At 71.9% G+C, this 19,959-nt stretch carries 15 protein-coding genes and 1 pseudogene; 10 read left to right on the top strand and 6 right to left on the bottom strand.

The features are described from left to right. Positions 1-97 precede the first annotated feature (97 nt). Positions 98-1,240 (bottom strand): DegT/DnrJ/EryC1/StrS family aminotransferase, encoded by a 1,143-nt coding sequence (locus AB0B29_RS16350; RefSeq protein ID WP_362239586.1) that lies wholly within the window; start codon positions 1,238-1,240, stop codon positions 98-100. Beyond that, positions 1,237-2,340 (bottom strand): DegT/DnrJ/EryC1/StrS family aminotransferase, encoded by a 1,104-nt coding sequence (locus AB0B29_RS16345; RefSeq protein ID WP_362239584.1) that lies wholly within the window; start codon positions 2,338-2,340, stop codon positions 1,237-1,239. Before AB0B29_RS16345 ends, AB0B29_RS16350 begins: the two co-directional genes overlap by 4 nt. 275 nt (positions 2,341-2,615) lie before the next feature. Between AB0B29_RS16345 and AB0B29_RS16340 the strand changes: the two genes are divergently transcribed. Genes AB0B29_RS16340 through AB0B29_RS16315 form a run of 6 tightly spaced genes read left to right on the top strand, consistent with a single transcriptional unit; the run spans position 2,616 to position 8,417 of the window. Beyond that, on the top strand, positions 2,616-3,692 hold the full coding sequence (locus AB0B29_RS16340; protein WP_362239582.1) for a Gfo/Idh/MocA family oxidoreductase: 1,077 nt from the start codon (positions 2,616-2,618) through the stop codon (positions 3,690-3,692). Position 3,693: 1 nt separating this feature from the next. After that, positions 3,694-4,614: a sugar phosphate isomerase/epimerase family protein gene (locus AB0B29_RS16335; protein WP_362239579.1), complete on the top strand. Its 921-nt coding sequence runs from the start codon at positions 3,694-3,696 to the stop codon at positions 4,612-4,614. Next, on the top strand, positions 4,611-5,909 hold the full coding sequence (locus AB0B29_RS16330) for a M20/M25/M40 family metallo-hydrolase (protein ID WP_362239577.1): 1,299 nt from the start codon (positions 4,611-4,613) through the stop codon (positions 5,907-5,909). The genes AB0B29_RS16335 and AB0B29_RS16330 overlap by 4 nt, the downstream gene beginning before the upstream one ends. Further along, on the top strand, positions 5,906-7,039 hold the full coding sequence (locus AB0B29_RS16325; RefSeq protein WP_362239574.1) for an Ldh family oxidoreductase: 1,134 nt from the start codon (positions 5,906-5,908) through the stop codon (positions 7,037-7,039). Before AB0B29_RS16330 ends, AB0B29_RS16325 begins: the two co-directional genes overlap by 4 nt. Further along, entirely contained in the window at positions 7,036-7,986 is a 951-nt protein-coding gene (locus tag AB0B29_RS16320) for a Gfo/Idh/MocA family protein (protein ID WP_362239572.1), read from the top strand. Before AB0B29_RS16325 ends, AB0B29_RS16320 begins: the two co-directional genes overlap by 4 nt. Next, positions 7,983-8,417, top strand: a complete 435-nt coding sequence (locus AB0B29_RS16315; RefSeq protein WP_362239569.1) for a DUF6917 domain-containing protein — start codon at positions 7,983-7,985, stop codon at positions 8,415-8,417. The genes AB0B29_RS16320 and AB0B29_RS16315 overlap by 4 nt, the downstream gene beginning before the upstream one ends. A 79-nt stretch (positions 8,418-8,496) precedes the next feature. Here the strand turns inward: AB0B29_RS16315 and AB0B29_RS16310 are convergent, their stop codons facing one another. The 3 genes from AB0B29_RS16310 to AB0B29_RS16300 form a co-directional block, all read right to left on the bottom strand. Next, a complete protein-coding gene (locus AB0B29_RS16310; RefSeq protein ID WP_362239567.1) occupies positions 8,497-9,030 on the bottom strand; it encodes an EF-hand domain-containing protein in 534 nt (177 codons plus the stop codon). A gap of 209 nt (positions 9,031-9,239) precedes the next feature. Next, entirely contained in the window at positions 9,240-10,499 is a 1,260-nt protein-coding gene (locus AB0B29_RS16305) for a nucleotide sugar dehydrogenase (protein WP_362239564.1), read from the bottom strand. A 796-nt stretch (positions 10,500-11,295) separates the two neighbouring features. After that, positions 11,296-12,495: a flavin-containing monooxygenase gene (locus AB0B29_RS16300; protein WP_362239561.1), complete on the bottom strand. Its 1,200-nt coding sequence runs from the start codon at positions 12,493-12,495 to the stop codon at positions 11,296-11,298. Between the two features lie 319 nt (positions 12,496-12,814). On the opposite strand from AB0B29_RS16300, the gene AB0B29_RS16295 reads away from it, so the two are divergent. Together AB0B29_RS16295 and AB0B29_RS16290 are read left to right on the top strand one after the other, a co-directional pair. Beyond that, complete coding sequence (locus tag AB0B29_RS16295) at positions 12,815-13,459, top strand: ABC transporter ATP-binding protein (protein WP_362239558.1); 645 nt, start codon at positions 12,815-12,817, stop codon at positions 13,457-13,459. Beyond that, complete coding sequence (locus AB0B29_RS16290) at positions 13,456-14,247, top strand: hypothetical protein (RefSeq protein ID WP_362239556.1); 792 nt, start codon at positions 13,456-13,458, stop codon at positions 14,245-14,247. The genes AB0B29_RS16295 and AB0B29_RS16290 overlap by 4 nt, the downstream gene beginning before the upstream one ends. A 158-nt stretch (positions 14,248-14,405) precedes the next feature. Here the strand turns inward: AB0B29_RS16290 and AB0B29_RS16285 are convergent. Next, positions 14,406-14,657: pseudogene (locus AB0B29_RS16285) on the bottom strand (aldo/keto reductase); the annotation flags it as partial. A gap of 714 nt (positions 14,658-15,371) precedes the next feature. Here AB0B29_RS16285 and AB0B29_RS16280 point away from each other — a divergent pair. Both AB0B29_RS16280 and AB0B29_RS16275 read left to right on the top strand, forming a co-directional pair. After that, entirely contained in the window at positions 15,372-16,631 is a 1,260-nt protein-coding gene (locus tag AB0B29_RS16280) for an MFS transporter (protein ID WP_362239554.1), read from the top strand. Next, the gene (locus tag AB0B29_RS16275) at positions 16,631-19,957 is read left to right on the top strand and encodes a type I polyketide synthase (protein ID WP_362239552.1); all 3,327 of its coding nucleotides are present in this window, start codon (positions 16,631-16,633) and stop codon (positions 19,955-19,957) included. Before AB0B29_RS16280 ends, AB0B29_RS16275 begins: the two co-directional genes overlap by 1 nt. The last annotated feature ends 2 nt before the right edge of the window (positions 19,958-19,959 follow it).

Below are 19,959 nucleotides of genomic sequence, written 5' to 3'. Positions count from 1 at the left end.
CTTGGGTTTCTCTGCGTCGGACGGGATGCCGGCGCCGTCCGGGGCGGCGGGACGGGCCCGGCGGCTGTCGTGCGTGCTGTTGTGCGCGCGCCGTTCGTCAGGAGCGCTCGGTGACGAACGCGCACACCAGGTCGGCGACACGTTCGACCTGTGCGTCGCTCAGCAAGTGGTGCACCGGAAGCGCCAGATGACGTTGGGCGGCCTGCTCCGCCCTCGGCCAGCGGGCACCGGGTGGCGCGTACGGGGCGAAGGCGGGGTGCGCGGGCAGGGGGCGCGGGTAGTAGACGTGCGAGGCCACCCCCCGCTCGGCCAGGTGGGCGCCGAGGGAGTCCCGGTCGGTGGCGAGCACCGCGTAGACGTAGAAGCACCGGCCGTCCCGGTCGGGCGGCGGCGGGACCACGCCGTGGCCGGCCAGCGGCGTGAAGCGTTCGGTGTAGTAGGCGGCGATCTCCGCCCGACGCGCCAGCCGCTGCGGGAAGCCGCGGTAACGGTGCGTCTGGAACGCGGCCTGGATCTCGTCGAAGCGGCTGTTGAGCCCGATGGCGTGGTGGACGAAGCGCCGCCCGGCCGTCTGGCCGTGGTTGCGCAGCATCCGCACCTTCTCGCCCAGCTCCGTGTCCCGGGTGACGACCACGCCGCCTTCGCCGGGCATGCCGCAGGTTTTGACCTGGACGAAGGAGTAGACGCCCGCCTCGCCCCACAGTCCGGCCGGAACGCCGCGCAGGACGCCGCCCTGGGCGACCGCCGAGTCCTCCACCAGACGCAGTCCGTGCCGACGGGCCAGCTCGGCGAACCTCGGCATGTCGGCCATCACGGAGAACATGTGAGCCGGCATCACCGCCTTGGTCCGCGTCGTGACGAGCCGTTCGGCATGGTCCGGGTCCATGGTCATGGTGTCGGGCCGGATGTCGGCGAAGACCGGAGTGGCTCCGGTGCCCGCCACCGACGCGGCCAGCGGCGCGCACCCGAACGCGGGGACGATCACCTCGTCACCGGGACCGATGTCCGCGGCCCGCAGCACCAGTGAGAGCGCCGAGGTGCCGCTGGAACACGCGACCACGTCGGCCGCTCCCAGGTCCTCGCGCAGCAGATCCTCGAAGGCCGCGGTGCGCCGGCCCAGGATGAACCGCTGCTCCGGGTCCAGGCCGACCTCCCGGACCAGGCCGATGAGCGCGGCGCGGTCGGCTTCGAAGAGGTCGGGCGGGAAGAAGGGGACGGTGGGAGGGAGCGATACGGTCATGCGGTCCCTCCTCCGGTCAGGACGGAGCGGACGGTGTCGCACACGCGGTCCACGTCGCCGGTGCTGAGATCGGGGTGGAACGGCAGGGCCACGGCATGCCGGGCCGCTGCCTCGGCGCGGGGGAACTCGCCCTCCCGGTGGCCCAGATGGGCGAAGGCGGGCTGGTGGGGCAGGGGCAACGGATAGTAGACCTCGGTGCCGATGCCGTGCCGGTCGAGACGGGCGACGAGGGCGTCCCGGTCCTCGGTCTCGATGAGGTAGACGTAGTACACGTCGCGGTCGCCCGGCTCCACGGCGGTGCTCCGCGGCAGGCGGATGACGCCCGGCACGTCCCGCAGACGGGCGGTCATGGCGTCGGCCAGCTCGGCCCGGTACGCGATCTGCTCCTCCAGGAGGGGCAGCTTGGCGAGCAGGACCGCCGCCTGGATGTCGTCCATCTTGCTGTTCACGCCCGGCCAGGCGCTGTCGGTCGAGATCGCCGGGAAGTCGTTCAGGGTACGGCCGGTCCTGCCGTGGTGGCGCAGCGCCGCGACGGTGTCCGCCACCTCCGGATCGTCGGTGAGAACGGCTCCCGCGTCCCCGAGCGCACCGAGCGTCTTGGACGGGAAGAAGGACAGCACTCCTCCGGCGCCGTGCAGGCCCGCGTGCACCCCACGGCGGCGCATGCCGATCGCCTCGGCGCTGTCCTCGACCACCGTCAGACCATGCCGCCGTGCGACCGCGGCGACGGCGTCCAGGTCGGCCATCGTGTGGAACAGGTGCACCGGCATGACGAACCGGCTGCGGTCGGTGACGGCCGCCTCAAGGGCCGCCGGATCCATCGCGTACGTCTCCGGGTCGATGTCGACGAACTGGGGGCGGCCGCCGGCCAGAACGACTGCCGACGCCGTGGCGAAGAAGGAGTACGCGGGCACCAGGACGCCGTCGCCGGGACGCAGCCCACAGGCGCGCAGCAGCAGCACGAGCGCGTCGGTCCCGCTGTTGACACCGATGACGTACCGCGCGCCCGTGAATTCCGCGAGCGCCGTTTCAAGCTGTCCGACCTGTTTTCCGTGAGAGAACTTACCGCTGTGGAAAACCTCCTCCAGTGACTTCTCCATGGAAGGCCACAGCAGTTCGAAGGTTTTGGCCTGGGAAAAGAAGGGAATCGCATGCGCCGCTCCCTTTGTGGCCGGTAATTCGCTCAATTCTGCACCCGCCCCGTCGAGTCGTGTCGAATGCCGACGCTAAGGGGGTCCGTGGGCCGCGGAGAATGAGAAAGGGGGAATCTTCACACGTTGTGAGTAAAGGCCTTCCGTATGTCTTGACCCATTCCTGACGGGGCGGCAATAGTCCAGCGTCGCAACGGAGTTGGCGCACAGAATGAGGAGGCCCTGTGCTGCAGCCGCTCGTGGTCGGGCTAGGCCGGTCCGGATCCGGACTGCACTTGAGGACGCTGGCCCGGCTGGCCGGGCGGACCGGAAGAACGGGTCATCCACTTGTCGCCCGGCCCCCGGTCGGCTGCGACCCGCGCGCCGGTGTTCTGCGGCTGACGGCCACCCCTGGTGAGGTGACCGTCGTCAGCACACTGGATGAGGCCCTCGACCACGTGGACCCCGCCACCGCGGTGGTGCACGTCTGCACGCCGCCCCGGTTGCGGCACGCCCTGATCGCCGAACTCGCCGGGCACGGTTTCCGGCGGATGATCGTGGAGAAACCCCTGGCGGCGTCCCGCGAGGAGTTCGACGCCCTCATGCGGCTCCACGGCGAGGCGGGCCTCGCCCTCGTGGCCGTGGCCCACTGGACCGGCTCCCGGCTCGCGGGCCGGCTGCGCCGGCTCGTCCAGGGAAGGCAACTCGGTGCGTTGCGCCGCATCACCGTGGACCAGCACAAGCCGCGCTTCCTGCGGTCCCTGACCACCGACGGGCACCAGAGCGCCCTCGACGTGGAGATCCCCCACTCCCTCGCTCTGGCCCTCGACCTGGCCGGCCCCGCCGAACTGCGCGCCGCGCACTGCTGGGACCTGCGCTGCGAAGACCGGGAGCTGCCCCGTCTGGGCGGTGCCCACGTGGCACTGGAGCACAGCAGCGGGGTGGCCACACTGCTGCGCTCCGACCTGGGCGCACCCGTGCGACAGCGCAGCGTCGTCTGCGAGTTCGACGGCGGGACCGCCACGGGCCACTTCCCCCTCAGCGAGGACGACGACCACGCCCAGCTCGTCATCACCCCCGTCGGCACCGACGCGCCCGAGGCGCCGGCCGGAGCCCCCGCCACGGGCGGCGTGCCCGGTCCCGCTCGGGAGGTCTTCCGGGACGACGCTCTGACCGACTTCCTGGAAGGCGCCTATCGCGGCTTCCTCTCCGAAGCGCCGGACGCCGCCGGCTTCTCCCTCGCCTGCGAGACCGCCCGCCTGCTGTGCACGGCCCGGGAACACTGCGCCGCCGCACCGTCCGCCTGCAAGGGGAGCCACTGACATGCCCCTGTACGACACCGCCGGGCACCCCGCCACCGGGTTGGGGCCCACAGGGTTCGGGCCCCTGGCCGGGATCGGCGACGAGGCGGCACCCGGCACCGACGGTCAGCTGGCCGCCCTGCACGACCTCGGCTGGCACGCCATCGAACTGCGCACGGTTGACGGCACCGCCGTCGCCGACCTCTCCCCGGCCGCGTTCGGCACCCTCACGCGGCGGTTGGAGGACGCCGGTGTCTCGGTGATCGCCGTGGCCTCCGGGATCGGCAACTGGTCCCGTCCCATCACCGGTGACCTCGCCGTGGACCTCGCCGAACTGGACGTCCTGGCCGAGCGGTGCGCCGCCCTGGCCTGCCGTCTCGTCCGGATCATGTCGTACCCCAACGACGGTCTGACACAGACCGATTGGGCCGACCGCGTCCTCGCCCGCACCGCCGTACTGGCGGACCGCGCCGAGCGGGCGGGACTGGTGCTGGTGCACGAGAACTGCGCGGGCTGGGCCGGGGACCGGGCCGACCGCGCGCTCCGACTGCTGCGCGCCGTCGGCAGCCCGGCCCTGCGCCTGCTGTTCGACACCGGCAACGGCGTTCCTCACGGCTACCACGCGCCGGACATGCTGCGCGAGCTCGCCCCCTATGTGGCCCACGTCCACATCAAGGACGGCGTCCGCGCCCCGGACGGCACCACCGCCTACACCCTGCCCGGTGAGGGTGATGCCGACGTCGCCGCATGCCTGCGGATCCTGGCCGCCCACGGCTACACCGGCGCCCTCTCCCTCGAACCGCACCTCGCCGTGCGCCCCCACGAGGGCCTGGTCCGGGCCGGTGAAGACGCCGGTGACCTGTTCGTACGGGCCGGGCAGGCGCTCACCCGGCTGCTGCGCGGCGTGGAGGCGGCACCCTCCCAACGGGGCGGTACGGCGTGACCGTACTGTTCACCGGCCGGTACCAGCGGCTGCTGCTGGACCTTCTGCGCCTGCCCAGCGTCAACCCTCTGGAGGCGGAGCCGGCCGGCCCGCCGTCGCGGTTGCCCGACCTCCTCGACCGGTACGCGGCGGCCGCCGCCGACGTGGGCTTGCGCACCGTTCGGCTCGCGGCCGCGCCCCCGGCCTGTCTGGACCGGCCCGGCGTCCCGTCCACCGTCCGGACCGCCGCGCGCGACCCGCGCTTCCTGGCGGACCAGCCCAGCCTGCTGCTGCGGCTGGGCCCCGAACGTCCAAGCGCGGACACGGTGATGTTCAACGTCCATCTGGACACCGTCGCCGGACACGTCCCGCCCGCCTTCGACGGAAGCAGGTTCACCGGCCGGGGGGCGGTCGACGCCAAGGGGCCCGCTGTCGCCCTGCTCGCGGGCCTGCGGGCCGCCGCTTCCCACCCGGCCGTCGGACGGGACGTCACCGTCCTGCTGCAGGCCGTCGCCGGGGAGGAGGGCGGCGCCCTGGGCACCTACGGCACCCGCCCCCTGCTGGAAGCGGGCCACCACGGACGCCTCAACGTCTTCTGCGAGCCGACCCGGCTGCGCGCGCTGCCCCGGGCGACCGCCGCCATGACCGCCCGGATCACCGTCACCGGTGAGGACGCCGTGGACGACCATCCGGACGCCGGACACAACGCCACCGTGCTGCTCGGCTTCCTCGCCCAGTACCTCGCCGCCCGCCTGGACGGCGAGGTACCCGGCGCACGGGTGTGCCTGGCGGGGCTGCACACCGGCCGCACGCACAACCGCGTCCACGGCACCGGCACCCTGCTCGTGAACCTGTCCTACCGCACCACCGCGGACGGCCGGCACCTGAGGGCCGCGATGACCCGGCACGTCACCGACGGTCTGCTCCGCTTCACCGAACTCTTCACCCCCACCCGGGAGTTCGCCCGCACGGCACGGGACGCGGCCGACATCACACGGCTCGGCTGGGACAAGCACGGACTGCCCGCGCTGGACAACCGCGACGCCTGGGCCGAGACGCTCCTGGCCCGCGCGGGAGCCCGGCCGGCGGACGACGACGACCCCGGTTTCACCTGCGACGCCGTCTGGGCCGCCGGCCTGGACGACGCGTTCACCACCGTGCTCGGCCCCGGTGACCTCGCCGCCAACCACGCCCACGCGCCCGGGGAGTTCGTCGACCTCGCCGATCTGGAGGACTTCGCCGGCGTGGTCCACCGCCTCGTCACCCTCTTCGCCGAAGGCCACCGACCGTCCCCTGACGTAAGGAACCCCGTATGACGGTGCCCACCGCCTCCCCGGCAACCTCCGACGACGCATCCGTCCTCGTCGGCCACGCCGAGCTGCATGCCGCGCTGACCGGCCTGTTCACCGGCCACGGCATCCCGGAGCCCCGGGCCCGGCTCGCTGCCGACGCCCTGTGCCACGGCGACCTCACCGGCCACGACTCGCACGGGGTGTTCAACCTCACCCGGCTCTACCTGCCGCTGCTGGAGTCGGGGCGCTGCGATCCCCGTGCCGAACCGCGGACCGTCACCGACCTGGGCGCCTGCGCGGTCGTCGACGCCCGCCGCGCCCTGGGCCTGTGGGCCGCGGCCGAGGCCATGGACGATGCCGTCGCCCGGGCCCGCCGGCACGGCGTCGGCCTGGTGTCGGTGCGCGGCGCCACCCACTTCGGGTGCGCCGGCTTCCACGCCGTCCGCGCCGCGCACGCCGGGATCATCGGTGTCGTCGCGAGCAACTGCGGCGGCCAGCGCATCGCACGGCCGCCGGGAGGCGCGGTGGCCATGCTCGGCACCAACCCGCTGAGCGTCGCCGCACCCGCTCTCGACGGCCACCCCTTCCTGCTGGACATGAGCACCACCGTCGCACCGACCGGTCGGGTACGCGTCGCCGCCCGCCGCGGCACGCCGGTGCCCGTCGGCTGGCTGGAGGACGCGGCGGGCGCCCCGGTGACCGACCCGTCCGCCTTCGACCGCGGCGAGGCGTTCCTGCGCTGGCTGGGCGGTACGGCCGAGACCGGCGTCCACAAGGGCTACGGACTCGGTATCGCGGTGGAACTGCTGGCCGCGGTGGTGTCCGGGTCGGCCGTGGGTCCCTCGCCCGCCGCCCTGGAAGGGGACGGCGGGCCGCACGGACGGGACGACGGGATCGGCTTCTTCCTCCTCGCGATCGCCCCGGACGTGCTGCGTCCGGGCACGGACGTCGCCGCCACGACCCGTTCCCTGTTCGGCGCGCTCGCCGACTGTCCGCCGGTGCCCGGCGGCGAACCGGTGCGTTACCCGGGGTGGCGGGAGGCCGAACTCGCCGCCGGGCGCCGCCGAGACGGCGTCCCGCTGCCGGAGCACCTGTACCGGGAACTGGCCGACCTGGGTCTCCTCGCTGGTGCCGGCGCCGGGAACCTGCGATGACGGGGCCTCTGCGACTGGGCGTCATCGGCCTCGGCGCCATCTCCCCCTACTACCTGGCCGCCGCCGAACAACTGCCCGGCTGGGAGCTGTCGGCCGTGTGCGACACCCGCGAGCGGGCCCTGGAGCAGTACCGGGGCCGGGCGGCCCGCTTCCGCGACCACCGCACACTGCTGGCCCGGGCACGGCCGGACGCCCTGGTCGTGGCCGTCCCGAACCACGCACACCTCCCCGTCTGCCGAGAGGCGCTGGGCGCCGGTGTTCCCGTGTGCGTCGAGAAACCCCTCGCCCTCACCGCCGCCGAGGGAAGCCTGCTGGAGGAGCTCGCGCGGCGCTGCGGCGTCCCCCTGATGACGGCGTTCCACCGCCGCTACAACGCGGCCGTCAGCGCGCTGGCACACCGGGCGGCCGGCCGGAGGATCGTCGCGGTTCGCGTGCGGTACCTGGAGCGCATCGAGGAGCATCTCGGCGGCGAGGACTGGTATCTCGACCCCGCCCGCTGCGGCGGCGGCTGCGTGGCCGACAACGGCCCGAACGCCGTCGACCTGGTGCGGCTGCTGCTCGGCGACGTCACGGTCACCGGCTGCGAGATCCACCGCGACGGCTCGGGCCTCGACCGGCAGGCCGTGATCCGCCTCGACAGCCCCACCGGAGCCACCGCCTCGGTGGAACTGGACTGGTCGTATCAGGGGGAACTCAAGGACGTCGAGGTCGAACTGGCCGACGGGGAGGTCCTGCACGCCGACATGCTGGCCGGCCACCCCGGCTTCAAGGCGTCGCTGTGGCACGAGTACGAGGCGATCCTCACGGAGTTCGCCTCCCTCGTCGACCGGAGTGCCCCGGCCGGACCGGGAGCGCACGGCGGCCTGGCCGCACTGGAGTCGGTCGAGGCGGCCTACCGCTGCGCGCTGCGCGCGCCCGATGCGGCGACAGCGGAGGCGGACCGGTGAACCCGGCGGAGGACGGCCCGAAACGTGTGGTGCGCGCCGACCTGGTCAAGGTGCTGACACACCACCGCACGGACCGCGGGATGCGGCTGGAGGAACACGCGGCGCGCTGCGTCCGCCGCGGCGAGGTGCACGAACTGGTCAGCACCGACCAATGGGACCCGCGCCCGGGTGCCCGGATCGACCGGGTGGGCTTCCTCGGCTTCGCGGAACTGCTGTGCGGCGGCGTGATCGACCGCGGCGATCTGGTGACCATCGGGGACACGCCGGTCGGCACGGTCCTCGGCTTCGACGCCTGCCACCTTCCGAACCACTACAACATCCTGATCCACACCCCCCGTCCGGTCAGTGGCCGGGACCTGCGGCTGGAGCCCGAGGCCCGCGTCACCTTCGTCCAAGGGCGAGACGAAGGGGGCCTGCGGCCGAAGCGCTGACGCCTTCGGCCGCAGGCCGCCCTCCCTGGGATGGCCCCCTGGGCGGATACCCAGGGGGCCACCGAGCCGTTCCGGCAGGTCAGCCGAGGAGCTCGACGTCCAGTCGGCCGAAGTGGAAGTCGCGGAGCGCCCCGAGCAGTTCCTCCTCGGACAGGCGGCCGTCGCCGTCCGTGTCGAGCTGCCCGAACATGTCACCTGCCCGGGAGTCCGGCACGCCGACCGCGGTCAGCCAGGCCCGGAACTCGCGCTCGTCGATCTCTCCGTCGTGGTTGTCGTCGCACAGGCGGATCAGCGCCTTCACGATGGGGGAGAGTGCGCGGTTGAGGCTCGCCTCGCCCTCCTTGAACAGCATGTCCCCCGTGGCGTCGAGGAACTGCTCCCGGCTGATGCCGTTCCCGGCGGGGACGCCGGCCTTCTCGGCCAGGTGCTCGTAGAGTCCCTGGAAGGCGGTCAGGAGCTCCTGAACCTCCGCGGAGTCGGCCTTCAGCCCCAGGTTCTGGGCGATCCGGGCCGCCTCGCCCTGGAAGTCGCCGGGTTCCAGCACACCGTTGCCGTCGATGTCCCACTTCTCGAAGCGCTTCACCAGACGGTCGTTGGCGACAGCAGTGCTCATGTGTTCTCCTTCTCGGTTCGTCTCGGATACGACGGGCTGCGGCCTGGTCGGGGCCGCAACCGCGCAGGGCGCTGCCACTGCGCGGGTCTGGGGGCCGGCGGGACGCCGGCAGGAAGGCGCACGCCGACCGGGTCGGCGGCACGAGGCGTCGGCCGATGCGGTGAAAAAGGGGTCGTCGCGGCCGGTGCGGTAGAGCCGACGGGGCTGTGTCAGAGAAGCGTCACTCTGCTGCCCACGGCCTTGCCGCGGGTGTCCAGCACGGCGCAACGGGCGCTGCCCAGCGCTTCCCTCGCGTAGCAGGAGTGGTCCTGCAGCAGGATCGCCACATCCGCCTCGTCCAGGGCTTGCCGCAGATCCGTGGCGCGCGGCAGGGGCCGGTCGTCCACGCTGAAGCCGGCCGCGTACGGGTCGTGGTAGAAGACATCGACCCCCGCTGCGAGCAGCCCCTGCGCCACGGGGTGCGCCGGTGACTCGCGTATGTCGGCGACGCCGGGCTTGTAGGTGACGCCCAGGAGGAGGGCGCGTGCGCCCCCGGGCAGGCCGCGGGTCTCGGTGAGCAGGGACAGCGCCCGGTCCACGACATGCTTCGGCATGTGGGTGAGGACCTCGTGTGCGGCAGCCAGCATGCGGAAGGGGAAGCCCTCGGAGTGGGCCCGTGAGGCCAGATAACGGGGGTCGACGGGGATGCAGTGCCCGCCGACGCCGGGGCCGGGACGAAAGGGTGCGAAGCCGAACGGCTTCGACGCCGCGCAGTGCAGCACGTCCCAGACGTCGATGCCGGCCCGGTGGCAGAACAGTGCCATCTCGTCGACCAGGGCGATATTGACGTAGCGGTAGGTGTTCTCCAGGAGTTTGGCCAACTCCGCCTCCCGCGTGCCCCGGGCGAGGACGAGGTGGTTCACGAACCGTCCGTAGAACGCGGTGGCGTACTTGGCGCACAAGGCGGTGCAACCGCTCACGACTTTGGGGGTGTTGCGGACGTCCCAGGTCTCGTTGCCGGGGTCGATGCGCTGCGGGGAGTACGCGAGATGGAAGTCCTCACCGGCTCGCAGCCCACTGCCGCGCTCGAGCAGCGGTCGCACGACGTCCTCTGTGGTCCCCGGGTAACTGGTGGACTCGAGGACGACGAGCATGCCGGTGCGCAGCCGGGCGGCGACGATCTCCGAGGCGTCCCGCACCGCGGACAAGTCGGGTGAGCCCTGTGGTGTGAGCCCGGTCGGCACACAGATCACCACGGTCTGTGCGCCGTCCAGGACCGCTGAGTCGGCCGTCGCGCGGAAACCCGCGTCCAGCATGGCGGCGACCTCGGCGTCGCGGACGCCGCCGACGTGTGAGCGGCCTTCGGCGAGAGAGGACACCACGCTGCCGGACACGTCGTACCCGGCGGTGGTCAGACCGGCCGAGACCGCGGCTCGGGCGAGCGGTAACCCGACATGGCCAAGCCCCATGACGACAAGGTCGAGGGTCATGTGCAGCAGTTCTCCTGGATGTGGGGGGACCGGAGCGCGCGAAGCGGTGGTTCAGGCCGAGAAGCTGCCGCTGCCGGGCGCGACGTGCGCTCCGAAGCCCGGCTGCACAGTGAGGCCGGGTGTCATACAGAAGGGGTCCCCGTACACCGTGACCGGCCTGTCGGTGTTGTTCGTCAGCACGTGTGCGTCCGCCGGAAGTTTGTGACAGCCGTGAGGTTCCGGGTAGACGGACAACGGCGCCGCCTCCGTCCGGAACACCACGACATCGCCGGGTTCCGCCGCCGCAGCTGTACCGGTGGCTGCGGTCCCCGCGAGGAGCGCACAGGTTGCAGCAAGCAGAAAGGTCCGGGCACCACGCACGAGCGGTCTCCTCTGGGATTCTTCGGTGATTTCTTTTTCTCGGTCGTTCTTCTCAGGTCGGCGGGGCCGATGACTCGTCGAAGGGTTGACCCCGGTGACCGTTCTCGCGGGGCTGTCGGCAAGAATTCTTCAACGGTCAGGGGCACGGCTGCTTCCCTTTCTGGCGGCCATGAGACGGGAGCCCAACAGTCAAGTCGTGCGGCGTTCCTCGGAAGGAAACGTCTGCCGCGCTTTCGGCGTCTGGAGTCTGTCCGCTTGCCGGGGAAGGATGCGCCGACGGCAGGTGGTGTACACGTGTGAGTGAATACGCCTGCAATTACGGTGAGTTGGCGCGGGGGGACGGGAGACGATCGCCCGTCCCGGCACGGCTGTGAGGCACGTATGACGCACGAGGCTCTCAAAGCGGTCTGATGGCAACCCTCATACCGAGGGGCGCTCAGGCCGTCCGGTCGCCACGCTGAGGGGCGAGACGGGGCGCCCGGGCCTTCTCGCGACGGAACGCCTGCACGATGGCGCGCGCCTCGATGCCCGCCTGGCGGAGAACCCCTGTCAGGGGATTGGTGTAGCCGGCGAAGTACAGGCGTGGGGCTTCGGGACGGGTCTCTGACGCTACGGCGAGGGGTAGCCCGTGCTCGTCGAGTACGCCCAGGGACCCGACCAGGTCGTGCAGGTCGGCCCGGTACCCGGTGGCGGCGATGACCGTGTCGGGCCGCAGTCGGGTGTCGTCGGTCAGTACCACGTCGGGGCCGTCGAATGCCCGGACGGCCGCGACCGGCTCGACCCGCCCGGAGCGGACGGAGTCCACGAAACCGTGGTCGAGCACCGGGCTCACCCCTTCGTGGGCATTGCGGGTGTACAGGCCCGTACGGGGTCGCGGCAGCCCCCGGGAGGTCAGGTCGGGCACCGCGAGACGTTGCGTGAGCAGGGAGGTGCGGTCGCGCCACGCGAGCGGGAGGGCCTCGGTCAGCCGGCCGACCGCATGCCATCGGGCACTGGAGCGGGGCAGGATGTTGGGCGGCGTGCGGATCGAGATCCAAACCCGTTCGGCTCCGGCCCCGGCGAGGACGCTCGCGATCTCGGTACCGCTGTTGCCGGCGCCGACCACCAGGACGTGTTGCCCGCGGTAGGGCGCCGGAGAGCGGTAGTGGGCCGAGTGCAGCAGCGTGCCGGTGAAGGCCGAACGTCCGGGCCAGTGAGGGAGGTTCGGCGTGTGGCAGCGGCCGGTGGCCACCACCACCGCATCCGTGGGCACCGGTCCGGCGGGGGTGTGGACCAGCCACTGTGCTCTCGAACCCGGCTGGGCCCTCTCGACGCGCTGTGCCGGGGTGGCCACCCGGACGTCGAGCCGGTGATGGGCGGCGTAACCCTCCAGGTAGCGCACGTAGTCGTCCCTGCTCATCCACGGGCCCGCCTGGCGTGGCACCGCCAGGCCGGGGAGTTTCGACGCGCCGCGAGTGGTGTGAAGGCGCAGGTGGTCGTAGCGCTGCGTCCAACTCGCTCCTACGTGGTGCGACCGCTCGAGGATCATGGTCGGCTCTCCGGAGCGGTTCAGTAGTGCGGCGGCCGCCAGGCCGTGAGGGCCCGCTCCGATCACGATCGTGGGAGCGCTGAAGTGTCGCTGTGGTGTCGGGGGCATCGCTTCCTACAACGGCGGACTGCGGCGCACGTCACGCCCGACTGACAGCGGCGCACGTCACGCCCGACTGACACAGGGGGAACAACGGGCTGCCGCCGTAACACCGGCGGTGTGGAGTCGTTGGAAACAGGGCAGGCGTGCGCCGCTTCGTGCGGGAGGGGGGCGTCCGGTCCGCCCATGACCGGACCGTCCGGGCCGGACGCGGCTGAACGGTCATGAGCCGGGCGGGCCAGGGGACATGGGCCTGCGTGGCCCCCGCCTCGGGGCGGCCCCCTCCGGGCCGGCTCGCTCCACCAGTCCGATCTTCCGAGGGGCTCATGTGCAGGCAGTAACGACGCGCCACCGGCCAGGGCTGCGGATCAGTGGGGTCTGCAAGGCGTACGGCCGCAGGCAGGTCCTGCGCGATGTGGATCTTGATGTGTGCGCCGGGACGCTGGTGGGAGTCGTCGGCGAGAACGGCGCCGGGAAGAGCACTCTGGTACGGATCGCTGCAGGACACCTTGCACCCGACCGCGGAACGGTGACGCGGACCGGGGCAGTGGGGTACTGCCCGCAACGGGCCGTGCTGAACGACGCGTTCACCGTCGGGCAGCATCTGCGCCTGTTCCGGACGGCCTACCGGCTGCCGACCCTGGAGCGCGCCGACGAGCTGATGGAGCTGCTGGCGCTGACCGACTGCCGGGGACAGCAGGTCGGTGAACTCAGCGGTGGAACGCGGCAGAAGCTGAACCTGCTGATCGCCCTCATGCACGATCCGCAGCTGCTGATCCTGGACGAGCCCTACCAGGGCTTCGACTGGGACACCCATCAACGGTTCTGGACCCTGGCCGCCGACCTGCGTGATCGAGGCCGGTCGATCATCGTGGTGTCCCACCTGCTGCACGACCTGCACCATTTCGACGCGATCGCTCACCTGCGCCAGGGCCGTCTGCACTTCGAGGAGACCGAGGAGACCGACCGTTGAGGCTCTTCTGGACGGCATTCACCGAACTGCTGCGCTGCACCTTGCTGGGCCACCTGCGCAACCGGCTGGCTCTCGTCCTTGCGGTCGCGTTCATCCCCCTCTGGATCGCCGTGGCCCGCCTGTGCACCTCCGACCAAGTGGTGCGCATCTGGCTGGAGGCCATCAGCGCCCCCGTCTCCGCCCCGGCCGGCCAAGTAGGGCAAGTGGCCAGCGCGCTGGGAGCCGTCACCATGGTTGCGGGCTTCATCACCTTCATCGAGACGTTCCGGTCCCGGCAGTTGGACCGCCGTCTGCTGCTGGCCGGCTATCCCCGGCTGCCGATACTGCTGGCGAAGCTCGCCGCCGTCGCCCTGACCGCCGCCGCGCTGGCCCTCTACACCACGATCCTGCTGTGGATCTCCCTGCCCGTACGCCACGCGGCACCCCTGGCGCTGGCCCTTGCAGGCGCCGGCCTCGCCTACGGCGGCATCGGCCTTCTGGTCGGCTCTCTGGTCCGCGGCGAGCTGGAGGGCTTCTTCCTCATCATCATGCTCAGCCTGGTCGACACCGGCCTGCAGAATCCCGTTTTCAACACGCTCATGGACGTGGCGGGCGTGTCCGCGCTTCCTCTGTACGGCGTGAACCAGGTGGCGCTGAGCTCAGCTCTTACTCCGCGCATTCCCTGGTCCCACGGCCTGCTCTCCCTCACCTGGTCCGCAGCGACCGGCGCCCTGGCGCTGCTCGTCCTCCACACCCATCGCCCTTCCCGCTCCCCACGGTCCCGCGGGACGGGAGCCCGGGCGGGGTGAACGGTGAGAACCCTCTTCCTCCCGAGGCCGCCCCGCCGGCCACGAGGCCGTACTGCCAGCGGTTGTCCTTCGATCGGCGGTGACGGAGAGTCGTGGAGGGCGTTGACCTTCACGTGTCCAGTGACGGTCGCTGTGAACGACGTGGACGTGTCGACCGCCCCGGTCAGGAAGCCTTTGCCGAGCGGGCTGAACGGCACGAAGCCGATGCCGAGGGCCGCGCAGGTGGGCAGCACCTCCGGCTCGGGGTCCCGGGTCCACAGTGAGTACTCGCTCTGCACCGCCGTCACCGGATGCACCGCGTGGGCGCGGCGGATGGTCTGCGCACTGGCCTCCGAGAGCCCGAAGCAGCGGACCTTGCCTTCCTGTACGAGTTCGCCCACCGTGCCGGCGACGTCCTCGATCGGCACGTCCCCGGCGAGCTTGTCCACCCGATAGACATGCTGATCGTGCCCCTCGAATGCTTTGTGCGGGGGGGCGAGCTGTGCGTCGCGCCTTGGAAATCGCTCACGATCTTCAGCCACTCCTGCGGGCGTTCGACGAATGGCAGATGTCCGGTCGGGAGCTCCGCGGTCTCGGCGGTGGGGATGGCGGCGGCGAGCTGTCGTTGCAGGGGGAGATCAAGGGGTCCGCGGTGGTGACGACGACCAGTGTCGGTACGGCGATGCCGGCGAGGTCGCCGCGGACGTCGACCCGGCGGACCAGGTCGAGCTGGTCCGCCGGTGCCGGAGGGGAGGGTGGGAGCGAGTTGCCGACTTGGGCGTCCCCAACTTTGACCTGAGGCGCTGAGCGGTGCGGCCCGCGGAGCGGTTGGCCAGAACGGCCGCTCCGTTCCCGAGCGGTTCGAAATCGCCAAATCCGGACCGGAAGCCGTCCGGGCCACTTCCGAGTCTTGAACACGCCTGTCCGGGTCTGCTTGGGTGGCGGATCAATGGCCGCCACCCCGGCGGCGTATCGGGGGGAATGGTTTCTGTGCTGGGCCGGCAGCGGGGCATGAACACGCCGTACGACGGGCGACCTCACCGGCCCCTTCCATCTGTCTGGACCCCGTACCGCCACTGAGCGTGCGGGCAGGCGATTCCGGTCTCACACCCTTCACCCCCTTCATGCAGACCAGAGGAAGGTGCATGAGGTACTTCCGTCTGCTCGTCCTGGGCAACGGCATCTCGGCGTACGGCAGCTATCTGAACATGGTGGCGCTGAACGTCTTCGTCTACGACGCCACCGGCAGCGCGCTGGCAGCCGGCCTCTTCATGGCCGTACGCCTGGCGACCAGCGTCGTCTCGGGCTGGGTCAGCGGCCGGCTCGTCTCGGCCTACGACCGCAAGCGCCTGATGGTCGGTGCCGACCTGTGCCAGGCCCTGGCCCTGCTGTCGCTGCTGCTCGCCCCCGACGGGGCACGCCCCGGACTGCTGTACGTCCTGGCCGTGGTCACGGGCGGCTGCTCGACGCTCTCCCAGGTGGCCCTGCGCAGCAGCATCCCCGAGATCGTCGGCGCGGAGCACCGCGTGCGGGCCAACGGGCTGCTCGTCACCGGACGTTCGCTCGCCATGATCGCCGGCTTCGCCTCGTCGGGCCTGGTTGTGGCGCAACTCGGCTACTCGGCGGCGTTCGCGCTGGACGCCGCGACCTTCCTGGTCTCCGCGACCATGCTCTTCCTGCTGCCCGTCCGCACCAGGTCGGCCGCCGAGCCCACGGGAGCCGGCTCCGCGAAGGACTCCGGCGCCGCGCGCTGGACGGCCCGGATGCTGCTCGGCACCGCACCGGTACTCATGGCGATGGTCGCCGTCCGGGCGGTCGACGGGCTGGGCTCCTCGTCCCACAACGTGGCCCTCCCCATCTACTCCAGCAGCCTGGACCCCGACCATCCGGCCACGTTCATCAGCCAGTTCTGGGCCACCTGGGCCATCGGCAACATCGTCGTCCAGCAGGTGATCGGCCGGATCACCAAGAAGTCCGGACGGACACCGGGGGAGCGGGCCTTCGCGCTCGGCGCCTGTGTGATGTCGGCCGGGTTCATCGTGGTCTTCAGCGGGCTGCCGACCGTGCCCGCCGTCATCGCCGCGCTCGTCGCCGGAGCCGCCGACGGATTCACCGAGATCGTCTACGTGTCGAGGCTGCAGACCGCCCCCGACGAGCAGCGCGGCCGCCTCTTCGGACTCACCGCCTCGGTGGAGAACTTCGGGTTCGGGCTCGGCATGCTCGTCAGCGGCGCGCTCCTGGAGGCCTTCTCGCCGCTCCAGGTGGTGGGCGCTTTCCACGGCCTTGCGATCGTCCTGTGTCTGCTCCTGCTGGGCTGGCTGCTGCGCCGGGGGACGGCACCCGACCCGCCCGCGGAGGAACCGGCCGGCCGGGACCAGCCGACGGTGACGGAGGAACGCGGCTGATGAGCACCAGCGAACCCGACCCCCGGATGGCCGTCATCGGCATGGCCTTCCGGCTGCCCGGCGCCGACACGCCCGAGGACTTCTGGCGGATCATCCGGGACGGCACGGACTGCATCACCCGCTTCACCGACGAGGAACTCGCCGCCGCGGGTGTGCCCGCCGAGGAGTACGAGGCGGAGGACTTCGTCGGCGCCTCAGGGCTCCTCGACGACATCGCCGGCTTCGACGCCCAGCACTTCGCGATGAGCCCCCGCGAGGCCCAGCTCACCGACCCGCAGCACCGCATGTTCCTGGAATGCGCCCAGCACGCCCTGGAGAACGCCGGGTATCCGGACGAACGCGACGGCACCCGGGTCGGCGTCTACGCCAGTACCGGCTACCACCTGTACACCATGCAGAACTACCTGCTCAACAACGTTCTGCCCGGCGGGCCGGTGCCCGACTGGACGTCGGGCATGCAGATCACGGTCGGCAACTACGCCGACTTCACGGCCACCCGGGCCGCCTACCGGCTGGGCCTCACCGGACCCGCCGTCAACGTCCAGACGGGCTGCTCCAGTTCCCTGGTCGGTCTGCAGTCGGCCGCGCAGTCGCTGCTCATGGGGGACTGCGACATCGCCCTCGTCGGCGCCACCGCCGTCCACGTGCCGCAGGTCCTGGGATACCGCTACGTCAAGGGCTCGATCCTGTCCCGGTCCGGCCGCCTGCGGGCCTTCGACGCCGGGGCCGACGGCACCGTGGGAGGAACGGGCGTCCTGGCCGTGGTCCTGAAGCGGCTGGCGCGGGCGGTCGCCGACGGCGACACCATCCACGGCGTCGTCCGCGGCTGGGGCATCAGCAACGACGGCGCGGACAAGAAGGCGTTCACGGCCCCGAGTGCCCGGGGCCAGCGCGCGGCCGTCCGCCAGGCCCTGCGACGCGCCGGCGTCGGCGCCGACACCATCGGTTACCTCGAGACCCACGGCACCGGCACGCTGAAAGGCGACCCCATCGAGTTCGACGGCGCGGCCGGCGCCTACCGCGAGGACACCGACCGCGAGGGCTACTGCGCCCTGGGTTCGACCAAGGCCAACATCGGCCACCTCGACGCCGCCTCCGGACTGGCCGGCCTCGTCAAGGCCCTGCTGGTCCTGCGCCACGGTGTCATCCCGCCGATGGCGAACTTCAGCGAACCCAACCCCCTCATCGACTTGGACCACAGCCCTTTCTACATCCCCCGGACCGCACGGCCCTGGCCGAAGAGCGACGTTCCCCGCCGCGCGGGCCTCACCTCACTCGGCGTGGGCGGCACCAACGTCCACCTGATCCTGGAACAGGCCCCCGAGCCGGCGCCCAGGGCCGACGACACCGCGCCCGCGGATGTGCTGCTGGTCTCGGGGAGCAGCCGGGAGGCCCTCGCGGCCAACGCCCGCGCCTTCCGCGACCGGTTACGCAAGCCGCCCGCACCGCACCTGGCGGACCTCGTCACCACCGCCGCCCTGGGCCGCGCCCACGGCCGTCACCGCCTCGCGGTCCGCGGCTCCACCCCGGCAGCCCTGGTTGAGGCCCTCGACGCCTGGCTCGCCGGAGCCGCCCCCGCGGCGGTCACCACGGGGACGGCAGCCGGGGACGGAACCCCACGCGTGGCCTTCCAGTTCACCGGGCAGGGCAGCCAGTACCCCGGAATGGCCGACGCGCTCTACGCGCGTTTCCCCGCCGCACGCCAGGTACTCGACACCTGCGAACGGCACTACCGCGACCTCACCGGCGACTCCCTGCTCGACGCACTGCGCACGGCGGACCCGGCAGACGTACCGGGGGAGGGGCCGCTCGGGGAAACCGACACCGCGCAGCCCGCGCTGTTCGCCCTGCAGTGCGCACTGGTCCGGCTGTGGCGTGATGCCGGAGTCGAACCGTACGCCGTGACCGGGCACAGCGTCGGGGAGTACGCCGCGCTGTACGCGGCCGGAGCCCTGTCCCTGGAGGACGGTCTCCGCCTCACCACCGAACGCGGCCGGCTGATGCGGGCGCGCTGCGCACCGGGCGCGATGGTCGCGGCACCGATCGACCGGGCGGCCGCCCTCGCCCTGGCCGACGCGGTTCCCGGGCTGGAGCCCGCCGTGACCAACGGCGAGCGGAACCAGGTGCTCGCCGGGCCCGTCGCCGCCGTCGACCGGGCGTGCGCGCTGCTGGAGGAACGCGGCACCCCGGGGCAGCGGCTGCCGGTGACCCGGGCCTTCCACACCGCCTTGATGGAACCGATGCTGGACGAGTTCGGGAAGGTCCTCGACGAGGTCGACTTCGGGCCCGTGCGCATCCCGTTCGTCAGCGCCCTGGACGGTGCCACCCGGCCGCCCGGCTGGATCCCCGGCCCGGACCACTTCGTACGGCACACCCGCGAACCCGTCCGCTACGACGAGGCGTTGCGCGGCATCGGCACCGACCCGCCCGGGGTGCTGCTCGAGATCGGACCGCACACCACCCTCAGCGGACTGGCCCGCCGGGCCCTGCCCGGCGTACCGGCGCTGCCGTCCCTGCGGCGCGGCACCGGACTCGGCGCCCTCTGGGGTGCTGCGGCGGGACTGCACTGCGCCGGAACGGACGTCGGCTGGGACGTGCTCCTGGCGGGCGGCGGCGGCAGACGCATTCCGCTGCCCGGATACCGGTTCCAGCACAAGGACCACTGGACGGGGCACCGGCCGACGCCCCTGAGTGCGAGAACAGCAGCGAGAAAGGGAACCGAAGTGGTGCAGCAGGAGACAGCGGTCGCACAGGTACTCCAGCGCGTCGTCGAGGCGACCGCCCGGCACCTCGGCGGAGATCCGTCGGCGATCGACGGCGACGCGAACTTCTTCGACCTCGGCGCCGACTCTCTGCAGATGATCAGTGTGCTGCGGGAGCTGGAGCAAGCGCATCACGTCAAGGTGACGATGAGACAGCTGCTCGAGGAGACGGGCACGCCGCGCCGACTGGCGGAGTTCATCGTCGCCCACATGCCGGACGACGCCGGTACGGCGCCGACCGGATCCCCGGTGCAGCGAGCCGAGCCGACGATGCCCGTCGCTCCGGCAGCCCTATCGGAGCCTGTCGCACCGGCACCCGCTCCGGAGCCTGTCACACCGGCACCGGCCCCAGAGCCCGTTCCACCGGCGCCGACTCCGGAACCCGCCCCCGCCGGCACGGCCGCCGCTCCCGAGTACGCGACCCGCGAGGAACTGGAGGACCTCGCCGACAAGATCCAGCAGATGTCCCGGATACAGCTGCAGATGATGTCCCAGCTCTCCCAGCTCCTCGCCCTCCAGACCGCCTCGGTGACGGACCGGCTCAACGGCAAGGTGGCCAAGTGACC

Source organism: Streptomyces tibetensis, assembly GCF_040647715.1.
Classification (GTDB): domain Bacteria; phylum Actinomycetota; class Actinomycetes; order Streptomycetales; family Streptomycetaceae; genus Streptomyces; species Streptomyces tibetensis_A.
Note: the sequence above shows the minus strand (reverse complement) of the source record. Positions and strands in the feature narration are given on the sequence as shown.